General features: G+C 67.8%; 16 protein-coding genes and 1 riboswitch. Of the genes, 9 read left to right on the forward strand and 7 right to left on the reverse strand.

All coding sequences use genetic code 11. The features are described from left to right. Positions 1-187 precede the first annotated feature (187 nt). The 7 genes from ABWO17_RS00430 (at position 188) to ABWO17_RS00460 (ending at position 8,643) form a co-directional block, all read left to right on the forward strand. The gene (locus ABWO17_RS00430; RefSeq protein ID WP_353114968.1) at positions 188-1,075 is read left to right on the forward strand and encodes a branched-chain amino acid ABC transporter permease; all 888 of its coding nucleotides are present in this window, start codon (positions 188-190) and stop codon (positions 1,073-1,075) included. Continuing rightward, on the forward strand, positions 1,072-2,250 hold the full coding sequence (locus ABWO17_RS00435; protein ID WP_353114970.1) for a branched-chain amino acid ABC transporter permease: 1,179 nt from the start codon (positions 1,072-1,074) through the stop codon (positions 2,248-2,250). Before ABWO17_RS00430 ends, ABWO17_RS00435 begins: the two co-directional genes overlap by 4 nt. Further along, complete coding sequence (locus tag ABWO17_RS00440; RefSeq protein ID WP_353114972.1) at positions 2,247-3,026, forward strand: ABC transporter ATP-binding protein; 780 nt, start codon at positions 2,247-2,249, stop codon at positions 3,024-3,026. The genes ABWO17_RS00435 and ABWO17_RS00440 overlap by 4 nt, the downstream gene beginning before the upstream one ends. Further along, a complete protein-coding gene (locus ABWO17_RS00445; RefSeq protein WP_502914845.1) occupies positions 3,019-3,861 on the forward strand; it encodes an ABC transporter ATP-binding protein in 843 nt (280 codons plus the stop codon). The genes ABWO17_RS00440 and ABWO17_RS00445 overlap by 8 nt, the downstream gene beginning before the upstream one ends. Beyond that, positions 3,861-4,607 (forward strand): GntR family transcriptional regulator, encoded by a 747-nt coding sequence (locus ABWO17_RS00450; RefSeq protein WP_353114974.1) that lies wholly within the window; start codon positions 3,861-3,863, stop codon positions 4,605-4,607. The genes ABWO17_RS00445 and ABWO17_RS00450 overlap by 1 nt, the downstream gene beginning before the upstream one ends. A 103-nt stretch (positions 4,608-4,710) precedes the next feature. After that, positions 4,711-5,928 (forward strand): ABC transporter substrate-binding protein, encoded by a 1,218-nt coding sequence (locus ABWO17_RS00455; RefSeq protein ID WP_353114976.1) that lies wholly within the window; start codon positions 4,711-4,713, stop codon positions 5,926-5,928. A 606-nt stretch (positions 5,929-6,534) separates the two neighbouring features. Next, complete coding sequence (locus ABWO17_RS00460; protein WP_353114978.1) at positions 6,535-8,643, forward strand: GGDEF domain-containing protein; 2,109 nt, start codon at positions 6,535-6,537, stop codon at positions 8,641-8,643. On the opposite strand, the gene ABWO17_RS00465 is transcribed toward ABWO17_RS00460, so the two are convergent. The 3 genes from ABWO17_RS00465 to ABWO17_RS00475 all read right to left on the reverse strand — a co-directional run bounded on the left by ABWO17_RS00465 (position 8,630) and on the right by ABWO17_RS00475 (position 10,992). Then, positions 8,630-8,989 (reverse strand): DMT family protein, encoded by a 360-nt coding sequence (locus tag ABWO17_RS00465; RefSeq protein ID WP_353114980.1) that lies wholly within the window; start codon positions 8,987-8,989, stop codon positions 8,630-8,632. The genes ABWO17_RS00460 and ABWO17_RS00465 overlap by 14 nt on opposite strands. Before the next feature lie 350 nt (positions 8,990-9,339). Beyond that, entirely contained in the window at positions 9,340-9,750 is a 411-nt protein-coding gene (locus ABWO17_RS00470) for a hypothetical protein (RefSeq protein WP_353114982.1), read from the reverse strand. 414 nt (positions 9,751-10,164) lie between these two features. Then, the gene (locus tag ABWO17_RS00475; RefSeq protein ID WP_353114984.1) at positions 10,165-10,992 is read right to left on the reverse strand and encodes a flagellin; all 828 of its coding nucleotides are present in this window, start codon (positions 10,990-10,992) and stop codon (positions 10,165-10,167) included. A 335-nt stretch (positions 10,993-11,327) separates the two neighbouring features. Next, a riboswitch (cobalamin riboswitch) is annotated at positions 11,328-11,550 on the forward strand. Between the two features lie 169 nt (positions 11,551-11,719). Here ABWO17_RS00475 and ABWO17_RS00480 point away from each other — a divergent pair. After that, a complete protein-coding gene (locus ABWO17_RS00480) occupies positions 11,720-13,834 on the forward strand; it encodes a ribonucleoside triphosphate reductase (protein WP_353114986.1) in 2,115 nt (704 codons plus the stop codon). A 94-nt stretch (positions 13,835-13,928) separates the two neighbouring features. Further along, the gene (locus tag ABWO17_RS17115) at positions 13,929-14,279 is read left to right on the forward strand and encodes a hypothetical protein (RefSeq protein ID WP_502914846.1); all 351 of its coding nucleotides are present in this window, start codon (positions 13,929-13,931) and stop codon (positions 14,277-14,279) included. Positions 14,280-14,672: 393 nt separating this feature from the next. On the opposite strand, the gene ABWO17_RS00490 is transcribed toward ABWO17_RS17115, so the two are convergent. From ABWO17_RS00490 to purB, 4 genes are all read right to left on the reverse strand, one after another. Next, a complete protein-coding gene (locus ABWO17_RS00490; protein ID WP_353114988.1) occupies positions 14,673-15,554 on the reverse strand; it encodes a hypothetical protein in 882 nt (293 codons plus the stop codon). Further along, complete coding sequence (locus ABWO17_RS00495) at positions 15,554-16,852, reverse strand: L,D-transpeptidase family protein (protein ID WP_353114989.1); 1,299 nt, start codon at positions 16,850-16,852, stop codon at positions 15,554-15,556. The genes ABWO17_RS00490 and ABWO17_RS00495 overlap by 1 nt, the downstream gene beginning before the upstream one ends. A gap of 274 nt (positions 16,853-17,126) precedes the next feature. Continuing rightward, complete coding sequence (gene pyrE / locus ABWO17_RS00500; RefSeq protein ID WP_353114991.1) at positions 17,127-17,687, reverse strand: orotate phosphoribosyltransferase; 561 nt, start codon at positions 17,685-17,687, stop codon at positions 17,127-17,129. Positions 17,688-17,822: 135 nt separating this feature from the next. Next, the gene (gene purB, locus ABWO17_RS00505) at positions 17,823-19,121 is read right to left on the reverse strand and encodes an adenylosuccinate lyase (RefSeq protein WP_353114993.1); all 1,299 of its coding nucleotides are present in this window, start codon (positions 19,119-19,121) and stop codon (positions 17,823-17,825) included. Positions 19,122-19,171 lie beyond the last annotated feature (50 nt).

The raw sequence follows: 19,171 nt of genomic DNA on the forward strand, positions 1-19,171 counted from the left end.
ATCGGGGGGCATCAGGGCGCATCGGGGGCGTATCTGGTGCGTATCAGGTGCGCACTGGGCAGCCAGTCGGCAAACGCAAGATTGACCCGATTTCGTACTTTGTATACGGTATGCAGCAGCCGCGCCCGTGTGCACGGCGCCTTTCACTTCAGCCCACGCCGCCTCTCGCAACCGGACGCACACCCTCATGCCGCCAGACGCCATCAACGCCCTTGCACAGTACACGGTAAGCGGGCTGACCACCGGGTCGGTCTACGCGCTGCTGGCGCTGGGCTACAGCCTGATCTTCAATGCCACAGGCATCGTCAACTTCACCCAGGGCGACTTTCTGAGCCTTGGCGGGCTGGTGCTGTACAGCCTGCTGGTCAGCCAGGGGTTGCCCATCGTCGCGGCCTTTCCCGCCACCATTCTTGTCGTGGCCCTTGCGGGCGCGCTGGTGGAGCGGGTGTGCCTGCGCCCGGCCCGCAGCCGCCAGATGATCATCCTGATCTTCATCACCATGGCTGCCTCCACGCTGATGCGCGGCCTGATGAAGCAGGGTTGGGGCAAGCTGCCCCTGGCCCTGCCGCCCCTGTCGCCCGACGTGCCCTTCCGCCTGCTGGGCGCGGTGCTGACCCCGCAGAACCTGTGGGTGATGGGCATGACCCTGTGCGGCATCGCGGCGCTGGCCTGGTTCTTTCGCGCCACGGTGACCGGCAAGGCCATGCGCGCGGCGGCGGCGGACCCGCGCACCGCCCGGCTGATGGGGGTGGAGGTGGAACGGCTGACCACGCTGTCCTTCGCCTTTGCCGGAGCGCTGGGCGCCCTTGGCGGCATGCTCATCACGCCCATCACCTCACTTTCGTACGACATCGGCCTGATGCTGGGGCTGAAGGGCTTTGCCGCCGCCGTGCTGGGCGGCTACGGCAGCTTTGCCGGGGCCGTGGCGGGCGGGGTGCTGCTGGGCCTGTTCGAAAGCTACGGCGCGGGCTACGTGACCAGCGCCTACCGCGACGTGCTGGTGTTCGGCCTGCTCATCCTTGTCCTGTTCGTGCGGCCGCAGGGGCTGTTCGGCACCACCGGGAGGCGCGCATGACCGCCCCCGGAATTGATCCCGGTGCCGTGAAGGCCAACGGTATGGGCACGACCGCGCCTGCTTCCCCCGCGACCGTGCCTGCGGCGGGCCGCCATCCGTTGCTCACCCCGCCTGCCCGCCGCTTCGCGCGCGGGTGGCTGGTTCTGGCCGTGGCGGTGGCCCTGCTGCCGCTGGCCCTGCGCTCCGGCTACCAGTTCACCGTGCTCAACGTGGTGGCGGTGAACCTCATCGTGGTCACGGGGCTCAACCTGCTGATGGGCTACGCCGGGCAGATCAGCTATGGCCACGCCGCGTTCTTCGGCATGGGGGCCTACGGCAGCGCCATCCTTTCCACCACCCACGGGGTGGACCCGTGGCTGGCCATGGGCGTTTCCGCCTGCGGGGTGGCCGTGGCCGCCGCTGCGGTGGGGGTGCCCACCCTGCGGTTGAAGGGCAACTACCTGGTCATGGCCACGCTGGGCTTCAACCTCATCGTGGACGTGATCCTGGTGCAGTGGAGCGATGTCACCGGCGGTTCCAGCGGCTTCGTGGGCGTGCCGCCGCTGGCCGTGGCGGGCCTTTCGTTCGACACTGACCGCTCGTTCTACTGGCTGGTGTGGGGCGTGGCGCTGTTGCTGCTCATTCCCGCGCGCAACCTTGTGCATTCGCCGGTGGGCCGCGCCCTGCGGGCCATCCACGATTCCGAACCGGGGGCGGAAGCCTGCGGCGTGCCCACGGCCAGCTACAAGGTGCAGGTGTTCGTGCTGTCCGCCGTGTTCGCCTCGCTGGCCGGGTCGCTGCATGCGCACTACCTGGGCATCGTGGCGCCCAAGACCTTCGACATCTTCAAGTCGGTGGAGTTCGTGACCATGTGCCTCATCGGCGGCATGGGCTCGCTGTGGGGCGGGTTGGCCGGGGCGCTGCTGCTCACGGTGCTGCCCCAGATGCTGGGCGTGTTCGAGGAGCATCACGACCTGATATTCGGCGCGATCCTGCTGGTCATGCTCATCTTCATGCCGCGCGGGGTTTCGCCGTGGCTGCGGGACATGCTGAAAAAGGGCATGGGGAACGGCAGGCGGCCCGGTGGCCCGAATGCGCCCCATAGCCCAGTCAGCCCTGTCACGCCCGTCACGCCGGTCACGCCAGCTTCGTCAATCAGGCCAGTCACGCCGCAAGACGGGGAGGCCCGGCCATGAGCCTGCTGGCGGTACGCGACCTTTCCGTGGCCTTCGGCGGCATCCGCGCGCTGGACGCGGCCAGCTTCACGGCGCAGGCCGGGGCCATCACCGCGCTCATCGGTCCCAACGGCGCGGGCAAGACCACCCTGGTCAACTGCGTCACCGGCATGGTGCGCCCCGATTCCGGCACCGTGACCTTCGACGGGCGCGACATTACCGGCATGTCCGCCCACCGTCTGCCGCGCCTGGGCCTTGCCCGTACCTTCCAGCACTTGCGGGTGTTCGGCTCCATGAGCCTGCTGGAAAACGTCATGGTGGGGCTGCACGGTCACGTGCGCACCGGCATGCTCTCCAGCATGCTGCGCCTGCCCGGCGTGCGCCGCACCGAACGGGCCATGCGCGACGCGGCCATGCAGGCACTGGACTTCACCGGTCTTTCGGGCCGGGCAGATGAAGCCGCCGGGCTTTTGCCCTACGGCGACCAGAAGCGGCTGGTGCTGGCCCGCGCCCTGGTGGGCGACCCGCGCATGATCCTGCTGGACGAGCCGGTGGCGGGCCTGAACCCGGCGGAAACCCACGAGATGGGCGGGCTGATCCTGGCCCTGCGCGCACGCGGGGTGGCCGTGCTGCTCATCGAGCACGACATGTCGCTGGTCATGCGCGTGAGCGATGCCGTGGTGGTGCTGTGCTCCGGCGCCAAGATCGCCGAGGGGGCCCCCGGCGAGGTGAAACGCAACCCCGAAGTGGTCAACGCCTACCTTGGCGGGGGCGAGGAGTTCGGCCTGCATGCTTGAGCTGCGCGAGGTTTCCTTTTCCTACGGCGGCGCGAAGGTGCTGTTCGACGTGTCCCTTTCGGTGGGCGCGGCAGAGGCGGTATGCCTGCTGGGCATGAACGGCGCGGGCAAGACCACGCTGCTGTCGCTCATCAGCGGACTTGCCCGGCCCGCATCCGGGTCCATCCTGCTGGACGGTGCGCCGCTGCCCGCGCGTCCGGCGGGCATCGTGGCCGCCGGGGTGGTGCAGGTGCCCGAGGGGCGGCGGGTGTTCACCCAACTTTCGGTGCGCGAAAACCTGGAGATGGGCGCGTACCTGCGCCTGAAGCGCGGGGGCCGGGCAGCGCGCGCCGCCGTGGCCGACGACCTGGCCCGCATGCTGGACATGTTCCCAGTGCTGGGCGAGCGCATCGGCCAGCCAGCGGGCAACCTTTCCGGCGGCGAGCAGCAGATGCTGGCCATGGGGCGCGCCCTGATGGCCCGCCCCCGCCTGCTGCTGCTGGACGAACCCAGCCTTGGCCTTGCGCCCAGGGTGACGGCGGCCATCTTCCGGGTGGTGCGCGACCTGCCGTCCATGGGCTGTTCGGTACTGCTGGTGGAACAGAACGCGCTGGGCGCGCTGGCCATCTGCAACCGGGGGTACATCATCACCAGCGGGCAGATCCGGTTTTCCGGCAGTTCCGCCGACATACTTTCCGACGAACTGCTGCGTGAGGCGTTCCTTGGCCCCGTCAATGGGGAAGGTGGGGGCGGGGCCGGGGCAGCGTCCGGCGCAGCGTCCGGCGCAGCGTCCGGCGCGGACAAGGACATGCAGGACGACACGCGGCGCGGCAGCACCACGCAGGAGGGCAACTGATGGCGAAACTGGTCAAGCAGTCGCTGGGGCAGGAAGTGACGCGCATGCTCAAGCGCATGATCATCGATGGCGAACTGGAGCCCGGACAGCGGCTGGTGGAGGACCGCCTGGCGGCGGAACTGGGCATCAGCCGCACCCCCCTGCGCGAGGCCCTGCACCGGCTGGAGCAGGAGGGCCTGTTGCAGAAGCGCTCCGCCGGTGGCTACGTGCTGCGCCCCTTCGATGCCGAAGAAGTGGAAGAGGCGGTGCAGGTGCGCGCCCTGCTGGAGTCCCGCGTGGCCGCGCTGGCCGCGCGCCGGGCCGGGCCGGACCAGGTGGAGGCCCTGCGCGCCAATCTGACGGGCTTTCGCGCGGCGGCGGCCAGGGGCGACGTGGTCCGGCTGGCCGAACTGAACACCGAGTTCCACCTGTTGCTGCGGGCGGCGGGCGGTTCCCTGCTGCTGGCCCGCCTGCTGGACGAGATCGAAGGGGTGGTGGAGCGCATCATCCGCGCGCTGGTGCCCCTGCGCGAGGCCGGGGAATGGTCGGACGAGGACCACGCCCGCATCGTGGCCGCCGTGGTGGCGGGCGATGCGGATGGCGCGGCAGAGGCCATGCGCGCCCATGTGCTGCACGGCGGCGAGGCGGTGCTGGACACCCTGCGTCAGCCTGCTGTCGGGCCGGATGGCGCAGGGGACAGCGCGGATGTCCCCGCTACCGCGCCTGCGCTGCGCCCGTCCGGCAAGGCTGCATCCGGGAAGCCATGAACCTTTCGCGCCGCCCCGGTGCCGTGATGTCTCGCGGTACCGGCACGGCGCGCAACCACGCCCCATGCGCCGCCCCCTGCGCCGCGTGGGAGAGGAGATTCGCATGAACTTCGCATCCATGTTCCGCGCGGTGTGCCGGTTGGGCGTGGCCGCACTGGCACTTCCGGCGTTGCTGCTGGGCGCGGGCCTGCCCGCCGCCACCGCGCAGGCTGCCGATCCGGTAAAGATCGGCGCGTTCTTCGCCCTGTCCGGTCCCACCGCCCCCGTGGGCACCCCCACCAAGCTGGTGGCCCAGATGTTCGTGGACAAGGTGAACAAGGAAGGCGGCATCAATGGCCGCCCCATCGAACTGGTGCTGGGCGACACGGAAGGCGACCCCACCAAGGCGGTGCTGACCTTCAAGCGCTTCGTCAGCGAGGAAAAGGTGGTTGCCGTCATCGGCCCCACCCGCACCGACGAAGGCATGGCCGTGAAGCGCCAGATCGAATCCTCCGGCATTCCCACGGTGATGACCGTGGGCGGCGACCCGGTGATCATGGAAGGCAAGCTGGGCAACATGGACTTCGGCACGGCCCGGTCGGTCTTCAAGTCGCCGCAGCGGTCGTCCACGGCGGTGCGCAAGGTGCTGGGGTACCTGAAAAAGCATGAGCTGACCAAGGTGGCCCTACTGCTTTCGGGCGACAACTTCGGGCAGGACGGCGAACGCTGGCTGCGGTCGCTGGCCCCGGAATACGGCATCGAGATCGTGGGGGCAGAGCAGTTCAAGCCCACCGACGTGGACATGAAGACCCAACTCACCGCACTGGCGGGCAAGGGGCCGCAGGCGGTGATCTGCTGGACCATCGGACCCGCCGGGTCCATCGTGTCCAAGAACCACCATGCCTTGGGCCTGACCATGCCGTTGCTGCAATGCCACGGCCTGCCCGACCCGGCGTACATCAAGCTGGCGGGCGAGGCGTCCGAAGGCGACCTGATGCCCGCCACCAAGCTGATGACCTGGGAAGCCCTGCCCGACAGCGACCCGCAGAAGAAGGTCATCGCCGAGTTCGTGCGCCTGTACCGCGACGAGTACAAGTACGACGCGCAGTACCCCATCAACACCCACTCCGGCTATGCATGGGACGCCCTGTTGCTGCTGGTGGAGGCCATGCGCCAGGTGGGCACGGAACCGGCAAGGGTGCGTGACGCGCTGGAGGCCACCAAGGGGCTGGTGGGCGTGAGCGGCGTGTTCACCCTTGGCCCGCAGGACCACAACGGCCTGGGCGAGGATTCCATGGTCATGTTGCAGGTCAAGGGCGGCAAGTTCGTGATGGTCCAGTAGGCGCGGCCGCTGCGGCGGCGCGCAACTCGATACGGCACCACGGCGCGCGGGAGGGCAGATCCTTCCCGCGCGTTTTTTTGCCTGGGGTTCTTGTTTGGCGTGTTGCCCTGCGGGAACTTCGAAAGCGCCCCGTTGCCGGGCGGTTGCCGGTATGTTGCCGGTCGGTTGCCGGACGAATGCGGGGCCAGGGCCCGGCAGACGCCATTCTAACGGGTTTGCGCATATTCTTCGGAGTGGGCATAGAATGCCTGACCAGAGGGAGGGCGGCACATGGCGCACGGCAACAGGCGAAAGACCCCCGGACCGTCGGCGACGGCGGGTGCCGGGACGGTTCGGTGCGATGAGGGGCGAAAGTCCCCGCGCGGGCGTGGAGCCTCGCCCATCGGCCAGCCGGATTCGTCCGGGTCACCGGGTTGTAACGGTCAGCCCACGTCCGATGCCTTCAGTTTCCCTTCTTCCCCTGCCGCTTCTGCTGCCTCCGCATCCCCCGAATTATCCGAACTTCCCGCAGCCGGGGACCAGCCTCCTTTCAGGGTCTCCTCCGTTCCGTCAGGGGCAGGCGTGTCCGGGGCGGACGTGTCCGGGGCAGGCTTGTCCGGAGCAGGCTTGTCCGGCAGCCATGTCTGCGACCCTCCGGCATCGCTGTCCTTCGGCGTATCGCTGTACGAGCAGCTGTTCCGGTACCATTCGGCGGTCATGCTGCTGGTGGACGCGGAAACGGGCTGCATCATCGAGGGCAACCCGGCGGCATCCGTCTTCTACGGCTACCCGGACGGGGCGCTGTGCGGCATGACCGTCAGCGCCATCGGCACCCTGGGCCCCGAGGAACAGGCGCGGCGGCTGGCCGACCTGCGCGAGGGACGGCTGACGAGCTTCCTCTCGCGCCATCGCCTGGCCTCGGGAGAGACCCGCGAGGTCGAAGTGCACTCCGTGCCGGTGCGGCTGTTCGAACGCACCCTGCTGTACACCATCATCCACGACATCACCGATCGCACCCGGGCCGAGGAAGCCCTGCGCCGCAGCGAACAGCACCTGGAAATGGTCATGGACGGGGCGGGCATCGGCAGCTTCAACTGGCATGTGGTCACCGACGAGGTGGGGTGCGATACCCGCTGGGGCGATGTGCTGGGGCTTGGCCGGGTGGAGTGCGCGCCCATGATGGCGTCGTGGCGCATGCGGGTGCATCCGGACGACCTGCCGGGGTTGGAACGGGCGCGGCGGCGGCATCTTTCCGGGCTCTCGCCCCGTTGCGAGGCGGAATACCGGGTGCAGGGGGCGGACGGCACATGGCGCTGGATTCAGGAAACCGGGCGGGTGGTGGAACGCGACGGCGATGGGTTGCCCCTGCGGGTGGCGGGCATCGTGCGCGACGTGTCCGTCCGGCGGCGCGCGGAAGAGGACCGGCGGCGGCTGTTCAACCTGTCGCCCGACCTGATGTGCGTGGGCGGGATGGATGGGTACTTTCGCGAACTGAACCCCGCCTGGCAGGAAGTGCTGGGCTGGTCCAAGGAGGAATTGCTGGACCGCCCGTGGGTGGCGCTGGTGCACCCCGACGACCAGGCCGACACCATGCAGGGGCTGGACCTCTTGCGCGAGCGCGGCGTGGTTACCAACATGGAGAACCGCACCCAGTGCCGTGACGGCTCATGGCGCTGGATATCCTGGAATTCCGCCTTCGTGCCCGAGCAGGGGCTGATCTACGGCGTGGGGCGCGACGTCACGGCGCTGCGGCGCATGGTGGAAGAGTTGCGCACCAGCGAGGCGCGCCTGCGGGCCATGGCGGCCACGGTGCCGGGGGTGGTGCTGCAATGGCGCGAGGTGCCGGGCGACCGGCGGTTCACCTACGTCAGCCCGCGCAGCCACGAGATACTGGGCCTGCCCCCCGAAGCGCTGCTGCGGGACTGGCGGGCCCTGCCGGTGCACCCGGCGGACCGCACGGTGTGGGAACTTTCGCTGCGCGACGCGGCGGAGCGGCATGGCGACTGGGTGTTCGAAGGGCGGCTGGTGCTGCCCGGCGGCGAGGTGCGCTGGTGGCGGGGCGAGGCCAGGCCCGTGGATGCCGGGCAATCCGGTGCGGCGGACCTGTGCGGGGAACCCGGCATCGTCTACTGCGGCATCATCACCGACACCACCGAACACCGCGAGGCGCAGGAACGGCTGCGCCAACTGGCCACCACGGACGGACTGACCGGGCTGGTCAACCGCAGGCGGTTTCTGGAAGCGCTGGAGCACGAAGTGCAGCGCCACCGCCGCTACGGCACTCCCCTGGCCCTGATCTCCATCGATGTGGACCGGTTCAAGCGGGTCAACGACACCTGGGGCCATGCCGTGGGCGACGAGGTGCTCCGTTCGCTGGCCACCATCTGTCGGGCAGAGGTGCGCGACGTTGACGTCGTGGGGCGCATCGGCGGCGAGGAATTCGCCGTGATGCTGCCGGACACCGCCCCGGAAGAAGCCATGGCCGTGGCAGAGCGGCTGCGGGCGGGCGTGGAGGCTGCGCCGCTGCTGACTGCCGCCGGGCCGCTTACCGTTACCCTGAGCCTGGGCGTGGCCGCCAGCCCGCCGTGCGACGGGGCCGATACGCTGCTGCGCGAGGCGGACAGGGCGCTCTACCGGGCCAAGGCGGGGGGCCGCAACCGGGTGGAGCGGGCGTTTGACCCCAGCGGATCCTGCGGAACGGGCGACGCCGCCGATAGCCTGCTCACCATTCCTTGAAGATGAAGAACGTGGCCACCACGATCAGGCAGAACCCCACGAGATAGTTCCACTTCAACGGCTCGCCCAGATAGAGCACCGAGAAGACCAGAAACACGGAGAGCGAAATGATCTCCTGGATGGTCTTCAGTTCCGTTGCGTTGAAATGGCCGTAACCCGCACGGTTGGCGGGCACCTGGAGGCAGTATTCGAAGAAGGCGATGCCCCAGCTCACCAGTATGGCCACCATGAGCGGGCTGGCCTTGAACTTCAGGTGACCGTACCAGGCGAAGGTCATGAATACGTTGGAAAGCAGCAGCAGGCCGACGGTGACCACCGGCACGGGCAGGGCGAAGGGGACGGGCATGGGACGGCTCCGGTTCGGGGTGCGCGCGGACCGCGACAGGATTCGACATTATCTGACATTATCTGACGGGCGTGACGGGCATGCGGGGCAATGCGCCCCGCGTGGCCGCTGCCTTTTCGCATGGTGTGCGGCGGGTGGCAAGGCGTCCGGCGCGGGCCGCCGCCGCAGGGTGCGGGCGGGTCGTGATCAACTGCCGGGGGCGGATGCGGTGACGTTGCAACGGTGCGGGGCCGCCGACCGTTACCGGTCGGCGGCCCCTGTCCGTCGTCAACATGCGCCGCCACGTGTTGCCACATGCCATCACGCATGGGAGGGCGGCGCGTCCGGATGAAGCCGGGCGCTATCAGGCGCTATTCGGCGGGAGCGGGCGGAACGGGACGGTCGTTGCCGCGATCGTCCTTGCGGTCTTCACGCCGATCATGCCGGTCGTCCTTGCGGTCGTCCTTGCGGTCGTCCCGGCGCTCCATGCGGTCATCCTTGCGTTCCATGTGCTGGTCGCGGCGGTCGTCGCGGCGTTCCATGCGATCGTCCTTGCGCTCCATGTGCTGGTCGCGGCGGTCATCGCGTCGGTCGTCACGATGGTCCTTGCGATCATCCCTGCGTTCCATGCGATGCTCCTGCCGGTCGTCCTTGCGCTCCTTGCGCAGGTCGGGGCGACCATTGGGCGGGGTCTCGTCGTCCGCCCAGGCAGGCAGGGCGGGCAGGGCAACGGCGGCGGCAAGGGCAAGCGAGGCGAACAGGGCGGTGGTCTTCTGCAACATGTCGGTTCTCCTTCATGAAAACCGTGGGTTGGCCCCGCGGGTGCGGTGGCCGGAGTCTGTGAACAGGCGCTCCCGCGTGCAGGCGACAAGGGCCGGAAGGTGCAGTGGGGCGCGCGTGCCGGGCACACCGGCACGTCGAGGCGCATATCGCGCCGAACCCGCGCAAAGTCAACGGCGGCAGCCAGCAAGTTACACTTCGTAACACGCCGTTGCGGGGCGGCAATGGAATGGGGCGGGGCTGCGCGTTACGCCATGGAACTTCGCGCGTCGCGCCGGGCTGTTGCGTGGCGGCGCCACCTGCCGCCGTATTGCGGGCGAGAGCGGCACGCTCGTGGCGCTGGTCGCAAACGCCGCCGCCCCACGGGCGGAGAACCCATGGGGCGGAAAAGGGGGGGACGGGTACGGCGCGGGGCCTCAGGCCTCTTCGTCGGTGATGGTGCCGGTTTCGCGCAGCAGAAGGTCCAGCACCAGTTCTTCCAATGAGCGGTTCTCGTTGGATTTGGCGCGGGTGGCGGCGGCGGTGTCCATGATGTCCGCCTGCGAGGCCAGCGAGGATGCCTGGCTGTCCAGCAACGTTGCGCGTGCCGCGTAGTTGGTGGATGCGGTGCCCACGGTGGTGATGTGCCCGCCCAGCGTGGTGACCATGGCGGCAGCCTTGCCCACGGTGTTGATCTGGGTGCTGGTGAAGGCGTTCTTGAACGACGAAAAGTCGGTCAGGGCCAGGTCGAAGCTGCTGGTGCCGGACTGTATCTCTATGCTGCCGGAACTGCCGGACACGGTGACCCGGTCGTCGGAGGCCCAGACCGAACCGTCCAGCAGGGCAATGCCGTTGTACGAGGTGGAGGCCACGGTCTGGGTGATCTGCGAGGCCAGCGAATTGTATTCCGCCTGCACCGATGCATAGGTCATGGTGCCGGTGGCCACGCCGTTGGCCAGTTCCTGCATGCGGGTGAGGGCGGACTTCAGCGTGGTGGCGCCGGAGTTGGCCAGGTCCATGATGGACTTGGCCTCGGACACGTTGCTGGACGCCTGGCGCAGCATGCCCGCATCTGCCCGCAACCTGCCGGTGAGGGCGGCGGCGGTGGGGTCCGTCACCTTGCGCGACTGGGTTTCGGTCAGCAGCATGTCGCGCAGTGACGTGCCGACGGACCCGCCCATGAACAGCGAATTGGTCAGCATGTCCTGCTGCAGCAGTTGCAGTGAATATTCCACCAGCATGGTGTTCAGCGACTTGTCGCTCACGTCCGCTCCCCGGCGTGTGATGCACTACACCTCATGACGCCTATCGGCATATCTGGCGCAGGCTTTAGGGGGAATTTCGGATTGTTCGCCGTTTCGTGCGGGGGCGCACTGCCCTGGCGGGGCGGCGGGGGCGACAGGGATGGGCAGGACGGGCAGCGGGTGCGGGCCGCTTTTTTTCCGCCTAGGGCGGCAAGGGCTGCGGGCCATGGTGGGGCCATTTGGGGCGGCCGGGGGCAAGCTTGCCGGTTGAACAGGGCACACCGTTTTGCTACATGCTGGGGGCATTGGCGACATGCGTCACACGACCACGCCGCCCCCACGAAACCAAGCCACGCAGATTTCCAAGGATCTCCGGCAAAGGGAATCCGGTGCGACACCGGAGCGGTCCCGCCGCTGTGATCCCCGCGCGCACGACGCGCAACGTCCGCCCCGGCACGGGCGCGAAGCCTCCGCTTCGCCCCGCCGCCGCAGCGCCACTGGCACCGGGTTCCGCCCGCGCCGGGAAGGCGGGCCGGACGGGGGAAAGCCAGAAGACCTGGCCGGAGCGCTTCTTGCCGCCACGGGCACGCGGATGCCCGCAACGGACTCAAGAAGATTCACGGAACACGCCGCGCGCCGAGGGACGTTACCGACGTACCCCCGCGACGCGCCCTACCACGGGCGGCCCGCCGCCGTGCGCCTTTGGCGTGCGGAATTCCGTCGGCCCGCCGTCCGGGAGCCATTGCCCATGCCCCAACATATTCGCAAGCGCGACGGTCGCGTGGAAACCTGGTCCGTGGACCGGGTGGGACACGCCATCAACAAGGCCCTGAAGGCCAGCGGCATCAAGGACCCCCTGCTGGGCAAGCGCCTGGCGCAACGGGTGGAGGCCAAGCTCGACGGCGTGGACATGCCCGAGCAGGAGCAGGTGCAGGACCTTGTCCAGCGCGTGCTGATGGAAGCCCGCCTGTACGCCGTGGCCGAGCGGTACATCATCTACCGCGAAAAGCGCCGCGAACTGCGCAGCCAGAACGAGGCCTATCTTGACGTGGCCCGGATGATCGAAAGCTACCTCGACCGGTCCGACTGGCGCGTCAACGAAAACTCCAACATGGGCCATTCGTTCCAAGGGCTCATCCTGCACATGGCGGGTTCGGTTCAGGCGCGCTACGTGCTGGAAAAGTACCCCGAGGAAATTCGCCTGGCCCACACCCACGGCTATTTCCACATCCACGACCTGTCCTTCGGCCTGGCCGGGTACTGCGCGGGCTGGAGCCTGCGCGACCTTTTGCTGGAAGGCTTCAACCTGAAGGGCCGCTGCTGCGCTTCCCCGGCGCGCCACTTTGACGCGGCCTGCGGGCAGATCGTCAACTTTCTTGGTACCCTGCAGAACGAATGGGCGGGCGCGCAGGCGTTCAACAACATCGACACCTATCTTGCCCCGTTCATCCGCCACGACAAGCTGACCTACGACGAGGTCAAGCAGGGCGTGCAGAAGCTGGTGTACAACCTGAACACCACCTCGCGCTGGGGCGGGCAGAGCCCGTTCACCAACTTTACCCTGGACATGGCCCCGCCCAAGCACATCGCGGGCGAGCCGGTGATCATCGGCGGCGAGTACCAGGACACCACCTACGGCGAATACGCCGCCGAGATGGACATGTTCAACCGGGCGTTCATAGAGGTGATGCTGGAAGGCGACGCCGACGGGCGCATCTTCTCCTTCCCCATTCCCACCTACAACGTCACCCCCGACTTTCCGTGGGACACCGATACCGGCAAGATGCTGCTGCGCATGACGGCCAAGTACGGCGCCCCCTACTTCCAGAACTTCATCAACTCGGACCTCAATCCCGAGGACGTGCGCTCCATGTGCTGCCGCCTGCAGATGGACCTGCGCGAAATCCGCAAGCGTACCGGCGGCCTGTTCGGCTCGGGCGACCTTACCGGCTCCATCGGCGTGGTCACCCTGAACCTGCCCAAGTACGCGTACCTGGCCCAGGGCGAGGAAGACTTCCTCGACATGATCACCGAGTACGCGGAGATGGCCCGCGACGCGCTGGAATTCAAGCGCAAGCTGTGCACCCAGATGCTGGAGGCGGGCATGTTCCCGTTCTCGCGCCGCTACCTCAAGAACGGCTACGCAGGGCACTTCTCCACCATCGGGCTCATCGGCGGGCACGAGGCCTGCCTGAACCTCTTGGGCAAGGGCATCGAAACCGAGGCCGGGCTGCGCCTGATGAAGCGCGTGCTGCACCACCTGCGCGAACTTACCGTGCGCTTCCAGGAAGAGACCGGGCACATGTACAACCTTGAAGCCACGCCCGGCGAAGGCACCTGCTACCGCCTTGCGCGCATCGACCGCGCCCTGTACGAAGACATTGCGACTTCGGGCGGGGACACGCCGTACTACACCAACTCCACCCTGCTCCCCGTGGGCTTCACGGAAGACGTGTTCGCCGCGCTGGAGCACCAGAACGAGTTGCAGACCCTGTACAACGGCGGCACGGTGTTCCACTCCTTCCTTGGCGAGGCCGCGCCCGACGAGGCCTCGGTAAAGAACTACCTGCTGAAGGCCATGCAGAAGACGCGCATCCCGTACATCTCGGTCACGCCCACCTTTTCGGTGTGCCAGACCCACGGCTATCTGCGCGGCGAACACATGAACTGCCCCGAGTGCGGCGAAGAGGCGGAAGTGTACACCCGCGTGGTGGGCTACTACCGCCCGGTCAGCCGCTGGAACCTCGGCAAGCAGCAGGAATACAAGGAGCGGGTGGAGTACGGCATGGGCTCGTTCTGCGGTTGCGGCGCCCCCGCGACCGAAGTGGACATGAAGCTGCCGGAACCCGCCACGGCGGAATAGCACGAGATGATCGGTGCCGCGTGGCTCCCGTCCGCACGGGGGGCGCGCGGCTCCATACCATGACCCGAACCCGGAACCGCCATCGGTTCCACCCGTGACCCCCGTGATCCTGAACGCCACACAGCTCGAAGCCATCCGCCAGCGCAACGACGAGGAACTGCGTCGGGGCGCGCACGCCACGCCGGGCTACCCGGCGCACACCGTGCGCGACCTGTTGCAGACCGTGGAAGCGCTGAAGAAGGAAAAGAAGAAGTGGCAGCGCCTGGCCCAGGAACGCGGGCAGGCCCTGGACACGGTGCGCGAGGTACTGGACGCGGTGCGCCCCGCCGATGGGCGCAACGGCAACGGCCATGCCGGGCTTGGAGCCCGCGACCGCGATGCCGAACCCGATGCCCGCCAGTCGCTGGTGGGTGCGGACGGCGGCGATGCCCCCTTGCGGGAGTGATCCGCACGGGCCTCGCAGCATATACGGAATGAACAGCCGCCCGGCATGCCCCGCGCATGCCGGGCGGTTTTGCGTCCGGCGGCGGGTGCGCCACCGCGCCGACATGGCGGGCCGGGCGAAAGGGGTGAACGGGCGTAAAGGACGCGGAAGCAGGCGATGCGGCGCGGAAAGATGCCGGGGCGCAGAGTGCGGCGCGCAAAGGCAAACGGCCGCCAAACGGGGGCGGCCGAGAGATGTCCGAGGTGCCGGGGCAGGGGGTGTGCGTGAAGCGGTGGGGCCAGCCCGGTGAATTACCCGGTGGGCTGTCGGGAGGTGTCGGGCACGTGTCGGGCACGTGTCCGGCGAATTGCCCGGAAATTGCCTGGCGAATTGGCCAGCTAATTGGCCTGGGGGCTATTTCTCGGGCGCGGGCACGGGGTACTGTTCGCGGTAGATGATCCGGCCTTCGGACTCCAGTTCCACCACCAGGGACTGGACGTCGGCGGGGGCCACTCCGTCGGGCAGCGGCGCGGAAGTGACCATCTTCTTGAAACGCGAGATCTGGAAACGGATGGTGTCCGGGTCCACCTTCAGGGGCAGAATGCGCCCGTCGGCAGCCTGTACGGACAGCACGGCCTGACCGGCCAGCAGCTTCTTGGGGTCGGGATTGGTCAGGTCGAAGTTGATGCGCAGCCGCTTGCCCGATCCGTGGCGCACGGCCACGTTGTCCACGCGGGCCTCGCCGGTGCTGAGGGCCTCGCGGGCCTCGCCGGGGGAGTCGGCCACGGCGGCGGCCACGGCCTGGCTGGCCGCATCGGGCACGCGGGCGTCGGCACCGTTGGCGAGGGAACCCGATGCGCTGGTGGACGGCTGGTTGGCCGTCTGGCCCTGCGCCTGCCCATTCGCCTGGCCGGGCACTGCCACCACACCGTCACCCGCCCCGTTGGCGTCACCCGGGGTGGCAGGGGCCGGAGCGGGCGGAGAGGCCAGGGCTGCGCTGCCCAGCAGGGAGCGCAGTTCCTCCGGATCGCTGCCGCGCAACAGCGATTCGAGGTTGGAAAGCCGCTCCAGTTCCACCCGTGCTTCCTTCAACTCCCGGTCGAGGGACTGGTTCTGGCTCATCAGCGCCCGGTTGGCCTGCCAGAACGAGAAACCGGCCCATACCCCGAAGGTGGCCAACAGCGGCAGCAACACCAGCGAAACGGTGAGCAGTCGCAGGGCCAGGGGGCTCACGCGCAGGCGACGCACGCGGCAGTCGTCGCGCATGAGCAGCAGGCTGTATTTCTCGTCGGTCATCATCGGGCGGCAGGGCTCCATTCTTCCTTGACGATTTCCCAGCCCTGGCCGTCCTGGCGCAGCAGCAGGGTCTTCACGCCCCGGTCACCGTTGCCGGTGACGTCGCGGTAATCCTGGGTCATGTCGGCGCGCACGCCGCCAGCCACGGCCTCTATGCGCAGGCCCTTCAACTGGACCTTGGCGGGCTTGGCCTTGCGCCACAGTTCCTGCTTCTGCTGGCGGATGGCCGCGGCACCCTTGCGCGGGGCCTGGTCGGCGTCGTCGGCGTAACAGGCGATGTAGCCCTTCACGTCGCCGCGTTCCCATGCCTTGCGCCATTTTTCGACAAAGGCCGTGACCTGGGGCGATACCGTTTCGAGGTAGTTGGCCTCCATGCCCACGTCGGCGGGAACCCATTCCATGCCCACGATGCGGTACTCGCCCTTCTTGTCGGGCTGCCAGTACAGGCGGCGGATGCCTTCGGTGGTCATGTTGGGGGCGCGGTAGTACTGGTTGAACCAGGTTACCCAGTAGCCGGGGCCCTGCATCACCTGCACGTCGGAAACAGAAGTCTGGACCCACGCCAGTTGCTTGAACAGCCGTTCCTTCTGGGTGCGGAACGCGGAAAAGGATTCTTCCTGCGCGGCGGTGTAGGCGTCCGGGTCGTAATAGTCGAACATGGCGGGCGAGCGCGAACCCCATGCCTTTGCCCAGCCCTTGACCTTGTCTTCCAGCTTGCGCGCGGTGGCCTTGTCTTCCTTGGTGGGGGAGGCATCGGTACCCACGTCCCCGGCCACGGCCACGAGAGTGCCGGGCACGAACAGCTTGCCCGCCTTGTCGATGTCGGCCCGGTTCAGGGCAATGCAGCCCTTGGTCTCGCGCGGGATGATGTCGTGCCCCTTGCTGTGGATCCAGATGCCGGAGCCGGTCTTGCGGCGCAGCCTGTCCACGGGGTTGGGGTAGTTCAGGGTGTAGGCGATGCCGCCGTACATCTCCATGTCCAGCCCGGCGGCCAGCTTGTTGACCACGAAGTAGATGCCTTCGGGGGTCTTCAGGTCGCCAGCCGTCTGCTTGTCGCCCGTGGCCTGCCCGGTGGTGCAGACGTAGCTGGCGGCAAGCTTGAGGGGGCTGTGGCGCTCGTAGATGTGCAGCTTCTGGTCTTCCTTGTCCACGGCCACCAGGCGGCGCGGCGTGCCCGCGTCGTCCGGGATGCGCACGTGCCACCCGTCGGCGGCGGCGGAAAGGGGACAGAAAAGCGAAAGCAGCAGGGCAGCGGCAGGCAGCAGGCGGTGAAGGGCGCGGATGGTGCTTCGATGCATCTCGGTGCGCGGGCTGTGCACCCCCAGGGGGGCGCGGTGATCCGTCGAAACGGCGGATGGGGTGCCTGTGCCCCCGTCTAGGTGACCGACGCGCGCCGCATTGGCGCGGTGTCGGTCGGGGGCTGGCCGCCGGGGCCTTGTGCTGTATCTGTCGGCGCAGCCGGTGGGACCAGGCTGTGCCGGACGTTCTGCCCACCTCTCCGAAGCGAGGCGCCATGGGCAGGTATGGTTCGAAAACGCTCGTTGCGTCAAACAGGCCACGCGGAACGGGCGGCTAGGAACGTGCGGCGTCCACCAGTTCCTTGCGGGTAAAGATCGAGATCAGGTCGTACCCGGCATCCTTGATGGCCTGCCTGCCGCCTTCCTCACGGTCCAGTACGGTGCACACCGCCACGATGCGCAGGCCGGCGGCCTCTACCCGTTCGCAAGCCTTTAACAGGGAACCGCCAGTGGTGACAACGTCTTCCAGCATGGCCACGGGGTCTCCGGGGGCAAAATTGGCAAGGCCTTCCACGTACTGGTCGGTGCCATGCCCCTTGGGCTGCTTGCGCACGATGAAGCCCGCCAGCGGGCGACCCCGCTCGTGCGAGATGACCGTGGTGGCGGAGATCAGCGGGTCGGCGCCCAAGGTCATGCCGCCCACGCCCACCACCGGGACGTCGCGCAGCAGGTCGTTGAACAGCGAACCGATGAGCCACGAACCCTCGGCGTGCAGGGCTGTCTGCTTGCAGTCGAAGTAGTAGTCGCTCTTCCGGCCCGAAGTAAGGGTGAAATCGCCCTCACGGTATGATTTTTCCACAAGCAGGCGGGCCAGGCGGGTGCGAAGGTCGTTCATGGGTATCCTTGCGATGGCGGGTGTGCGTGGTTCCGTGGTCCGGTGCCCTTGCGTTGTCTGGCATCATGCGTCTGGGCATCATGCGTTGGGGCGCCGTGCGTTCGCGCACCGGGCGGATGGACCGCCCGGTATGTCTTAGCTGCGGCCGAACACCCGCTGGAAGATCATGTTTTCGTGGCGCAGATAGTAGCCGGGATCAAACAGTTCATCAAGGACGGAGGGAGCAAGGCGCGCGGTGATGTCCGCGTCGGCCCGCACCATGTCCGGGAAAGGCTTTCTTGTTTCCCAACTCTGCATGGCGCAGCGCTGCACCATCACGTAGGCCTCCTGGCGGGCCATGCCCGATTCCACCAGGGCCAGCAGCACGCGCTGCGAGTAGTACAGCCCGTACGAACCGGCCAGATTGCGGTCCATGTTCTCGGGGATCACCCGCAGGTTGGACAACAGGCCCGACAGGCGGTGCAGCACGTAATCCATGAGGATGGTGGAGTCGGGCATGATCACCCGTTCCACCGAGGAATGGCTGATGTCACGCTCGTGCCACAGGGCCATGTTTTCCATGGCGGCCAGCGAGTTGGTGCGGATCAGGCGCGAAAGGCCGGTCATGTTCTCCGCCGAGATGGGGTTCTTCTTGTGCGGCATGGCCGACGAACCCTTCTGTCCCTTGGCGAAGCCTTCTTCGGCCTCCAGCACTTCGGTGCGTTGCAGGTGGCGCAGTTCCACGCACAGCCGTTCCACGCCGCCGGCGGCCAGCGCCAGCGAGGTGAAGAAATGGGCGTGCCGGTCGCGCTGGATGACCTGGGTGGAAATGGGGTCCACGGCCAGGCCCAGGATTTCGCAGGCGATGGCCTCAACGCGGGGATCGAGCATGGCGTAGGTGCCCACGGCGCCGGAAATCTTGCCCACGCGCACGCTTTCAAGCCCATCGCGGAAGCGGGCCACGTGGCGCTGGAATTCGGCGTGGAAGCCCGCCATCTTCAGGCCGAAGCTGGTGGGTTCGGCGTGGATGCCGTGGGTGCGGCCCATGCACAGGCGGCCCTTGTTGGCGAAGGCCAGCGTTTCCAGGGTGGACAGCAGCCGTTCGAAGCCCTTCAGGATCAGTTCGCCAGCCTGGGCCAGCAGCAGGCCGTTGGCCGTGTCCACGATGTCCGACGAGGTGCAGCCCAGATGAATGAGCCGGGCCGGGGGCCCCACCTTTTCTTCCACGGCGGTGAGAAAGGCGATGACGTCGTGGCGGGTTTCCTGTTCGATTTCCAGGATGCGGTCCACGTCGAAGTCGGCCTTTTCGCGGATGATGCGCATGTCGTCCGCACCGATGACACCCAGGCGGTGCCATGCCTCGCACACGGCCAGTTCCACGTCGAGCCAGGCGCGGAAGCGGTTTTCGAGGGTCCAGATGCGGGCCATCTCTGGGCGGGAGTAACGGTCGATCATCGTGGCTTCCTTGCTGATGCAGTGCTGGTGCTGTTGCGTGGGTCGCCGGG

Origin of the sequence: Nitratidesulfovibrio sp. (assembly GCF_040373385.1) — a bacterium.
In the GTDB taxonomy this organism is placed as follows: domain Bacteria; phylum Desulfobacterota; class Desulfovibrionia; order Desulfovibrionales; family Desulfovibrionaceae; genus Cupidesulfovibrio.

What these genes read in the sequence shown, in the direction of transcription:
- ABWO17_RS00430 (WP_353114968.1), top strand. Translation starts at nt 188, where the DNA reads ATGCCGCCAGACGCCATCAACGCCCTTGCACAGTACACGGTAAGCGGG.
- ABWO17_RS00435 (WP_353114970.1), top strand. Translation starts at nt 1,072, where the DNA reads ATGACCGCCCCCGGAATTGATCCCGGTGCCGTGAAGGCCAACGGTATG.
- ABWO17_RS00440 (WP_353114972.1), top strand. Translation starts at nt 2,247, where the DNA reads ATGAGCCTGCTGGCGGTACGCGACCTTTCCGTGGCCTTCGGCGGCATC.
- ABWO17_RS00445 (WP_502914845.1), top strand. Translation starts at nt 3,019, where the DNA reads ATGCTTGAGCTGCGCGAGGTTTCCTTTTCCTACGGCGGCGCGAAGGTG.
- ABWO17_RS00450 (WP_353114974.1), top strand. Translation starts at nt 3,861, where the DNA reads ATGGCGAAACTGGTCAAGCAGTCGCTGGGGCAGGAAGTGACGCGCATG.
- ABWO17_RS00455 (WP_353114976.1), top strand. Translation starts at nt 4,711, where the DNA reads ATGAACTTCGCATCCATGTTCCGCGCGGTGTGCCGGTTGGGCGTGGCC.
- ABWO17_RS00465 (WP_353114980.1), bottom strand. Translation starts at nt 8,989, where the DNA reads ATGCCCGTCCCCTTCGCCCTGCCCGTGCCGGTGGTCACCGTCGGCCTG.
- ABWO17_RS00470 (WP_353114982.1), bottom strand. Translation starts at nt 9,750, where the DNA reads ATGTTGCAGAAGACCACCGCCCTGTTCGCCTCGCTTGCCCTTGCCGCC.
- ABWO17_RS00480 (WP_353114986.1), top strand. Translation starts at nt 11,720, where the DNA reads ATGCCCCAACATATTCGCAAGCGCGACGGTCGCGTGGAAACCTGGTCC.
- ABWO17_RS00490 (WP_353114988.1), bottom strand. Translation starts at nt 15,554, where the DNA reads ATGACCGACGAGAAATACAGCCTGCTGCTCATGCGCGACGACTGCCGC.
- ABWO17_RS00495 (WP_353114989.1), bottom strand. Translation starts at nt 16,852, where the DNA reads ATGCATCGAAGCACCATCCGCGCCCTTCACCGCCTGCTGCCTGCCGCT.
- pyrE (WP_353114991.1), bottom strand. Translation starts at nt 17,687, where the DNA reads ATGAACGACCTTCGCACCCGCCTGGCCCGCCTGCTTGTGGAAAAATCA.
- purB (WP_353114993.1), bottom strand. Translation starts at nt 19,121, where the DNA reads ATGATCGACCGTTACTCCCGCCCAGAGATGGCCCGCATCTGGACCCTC.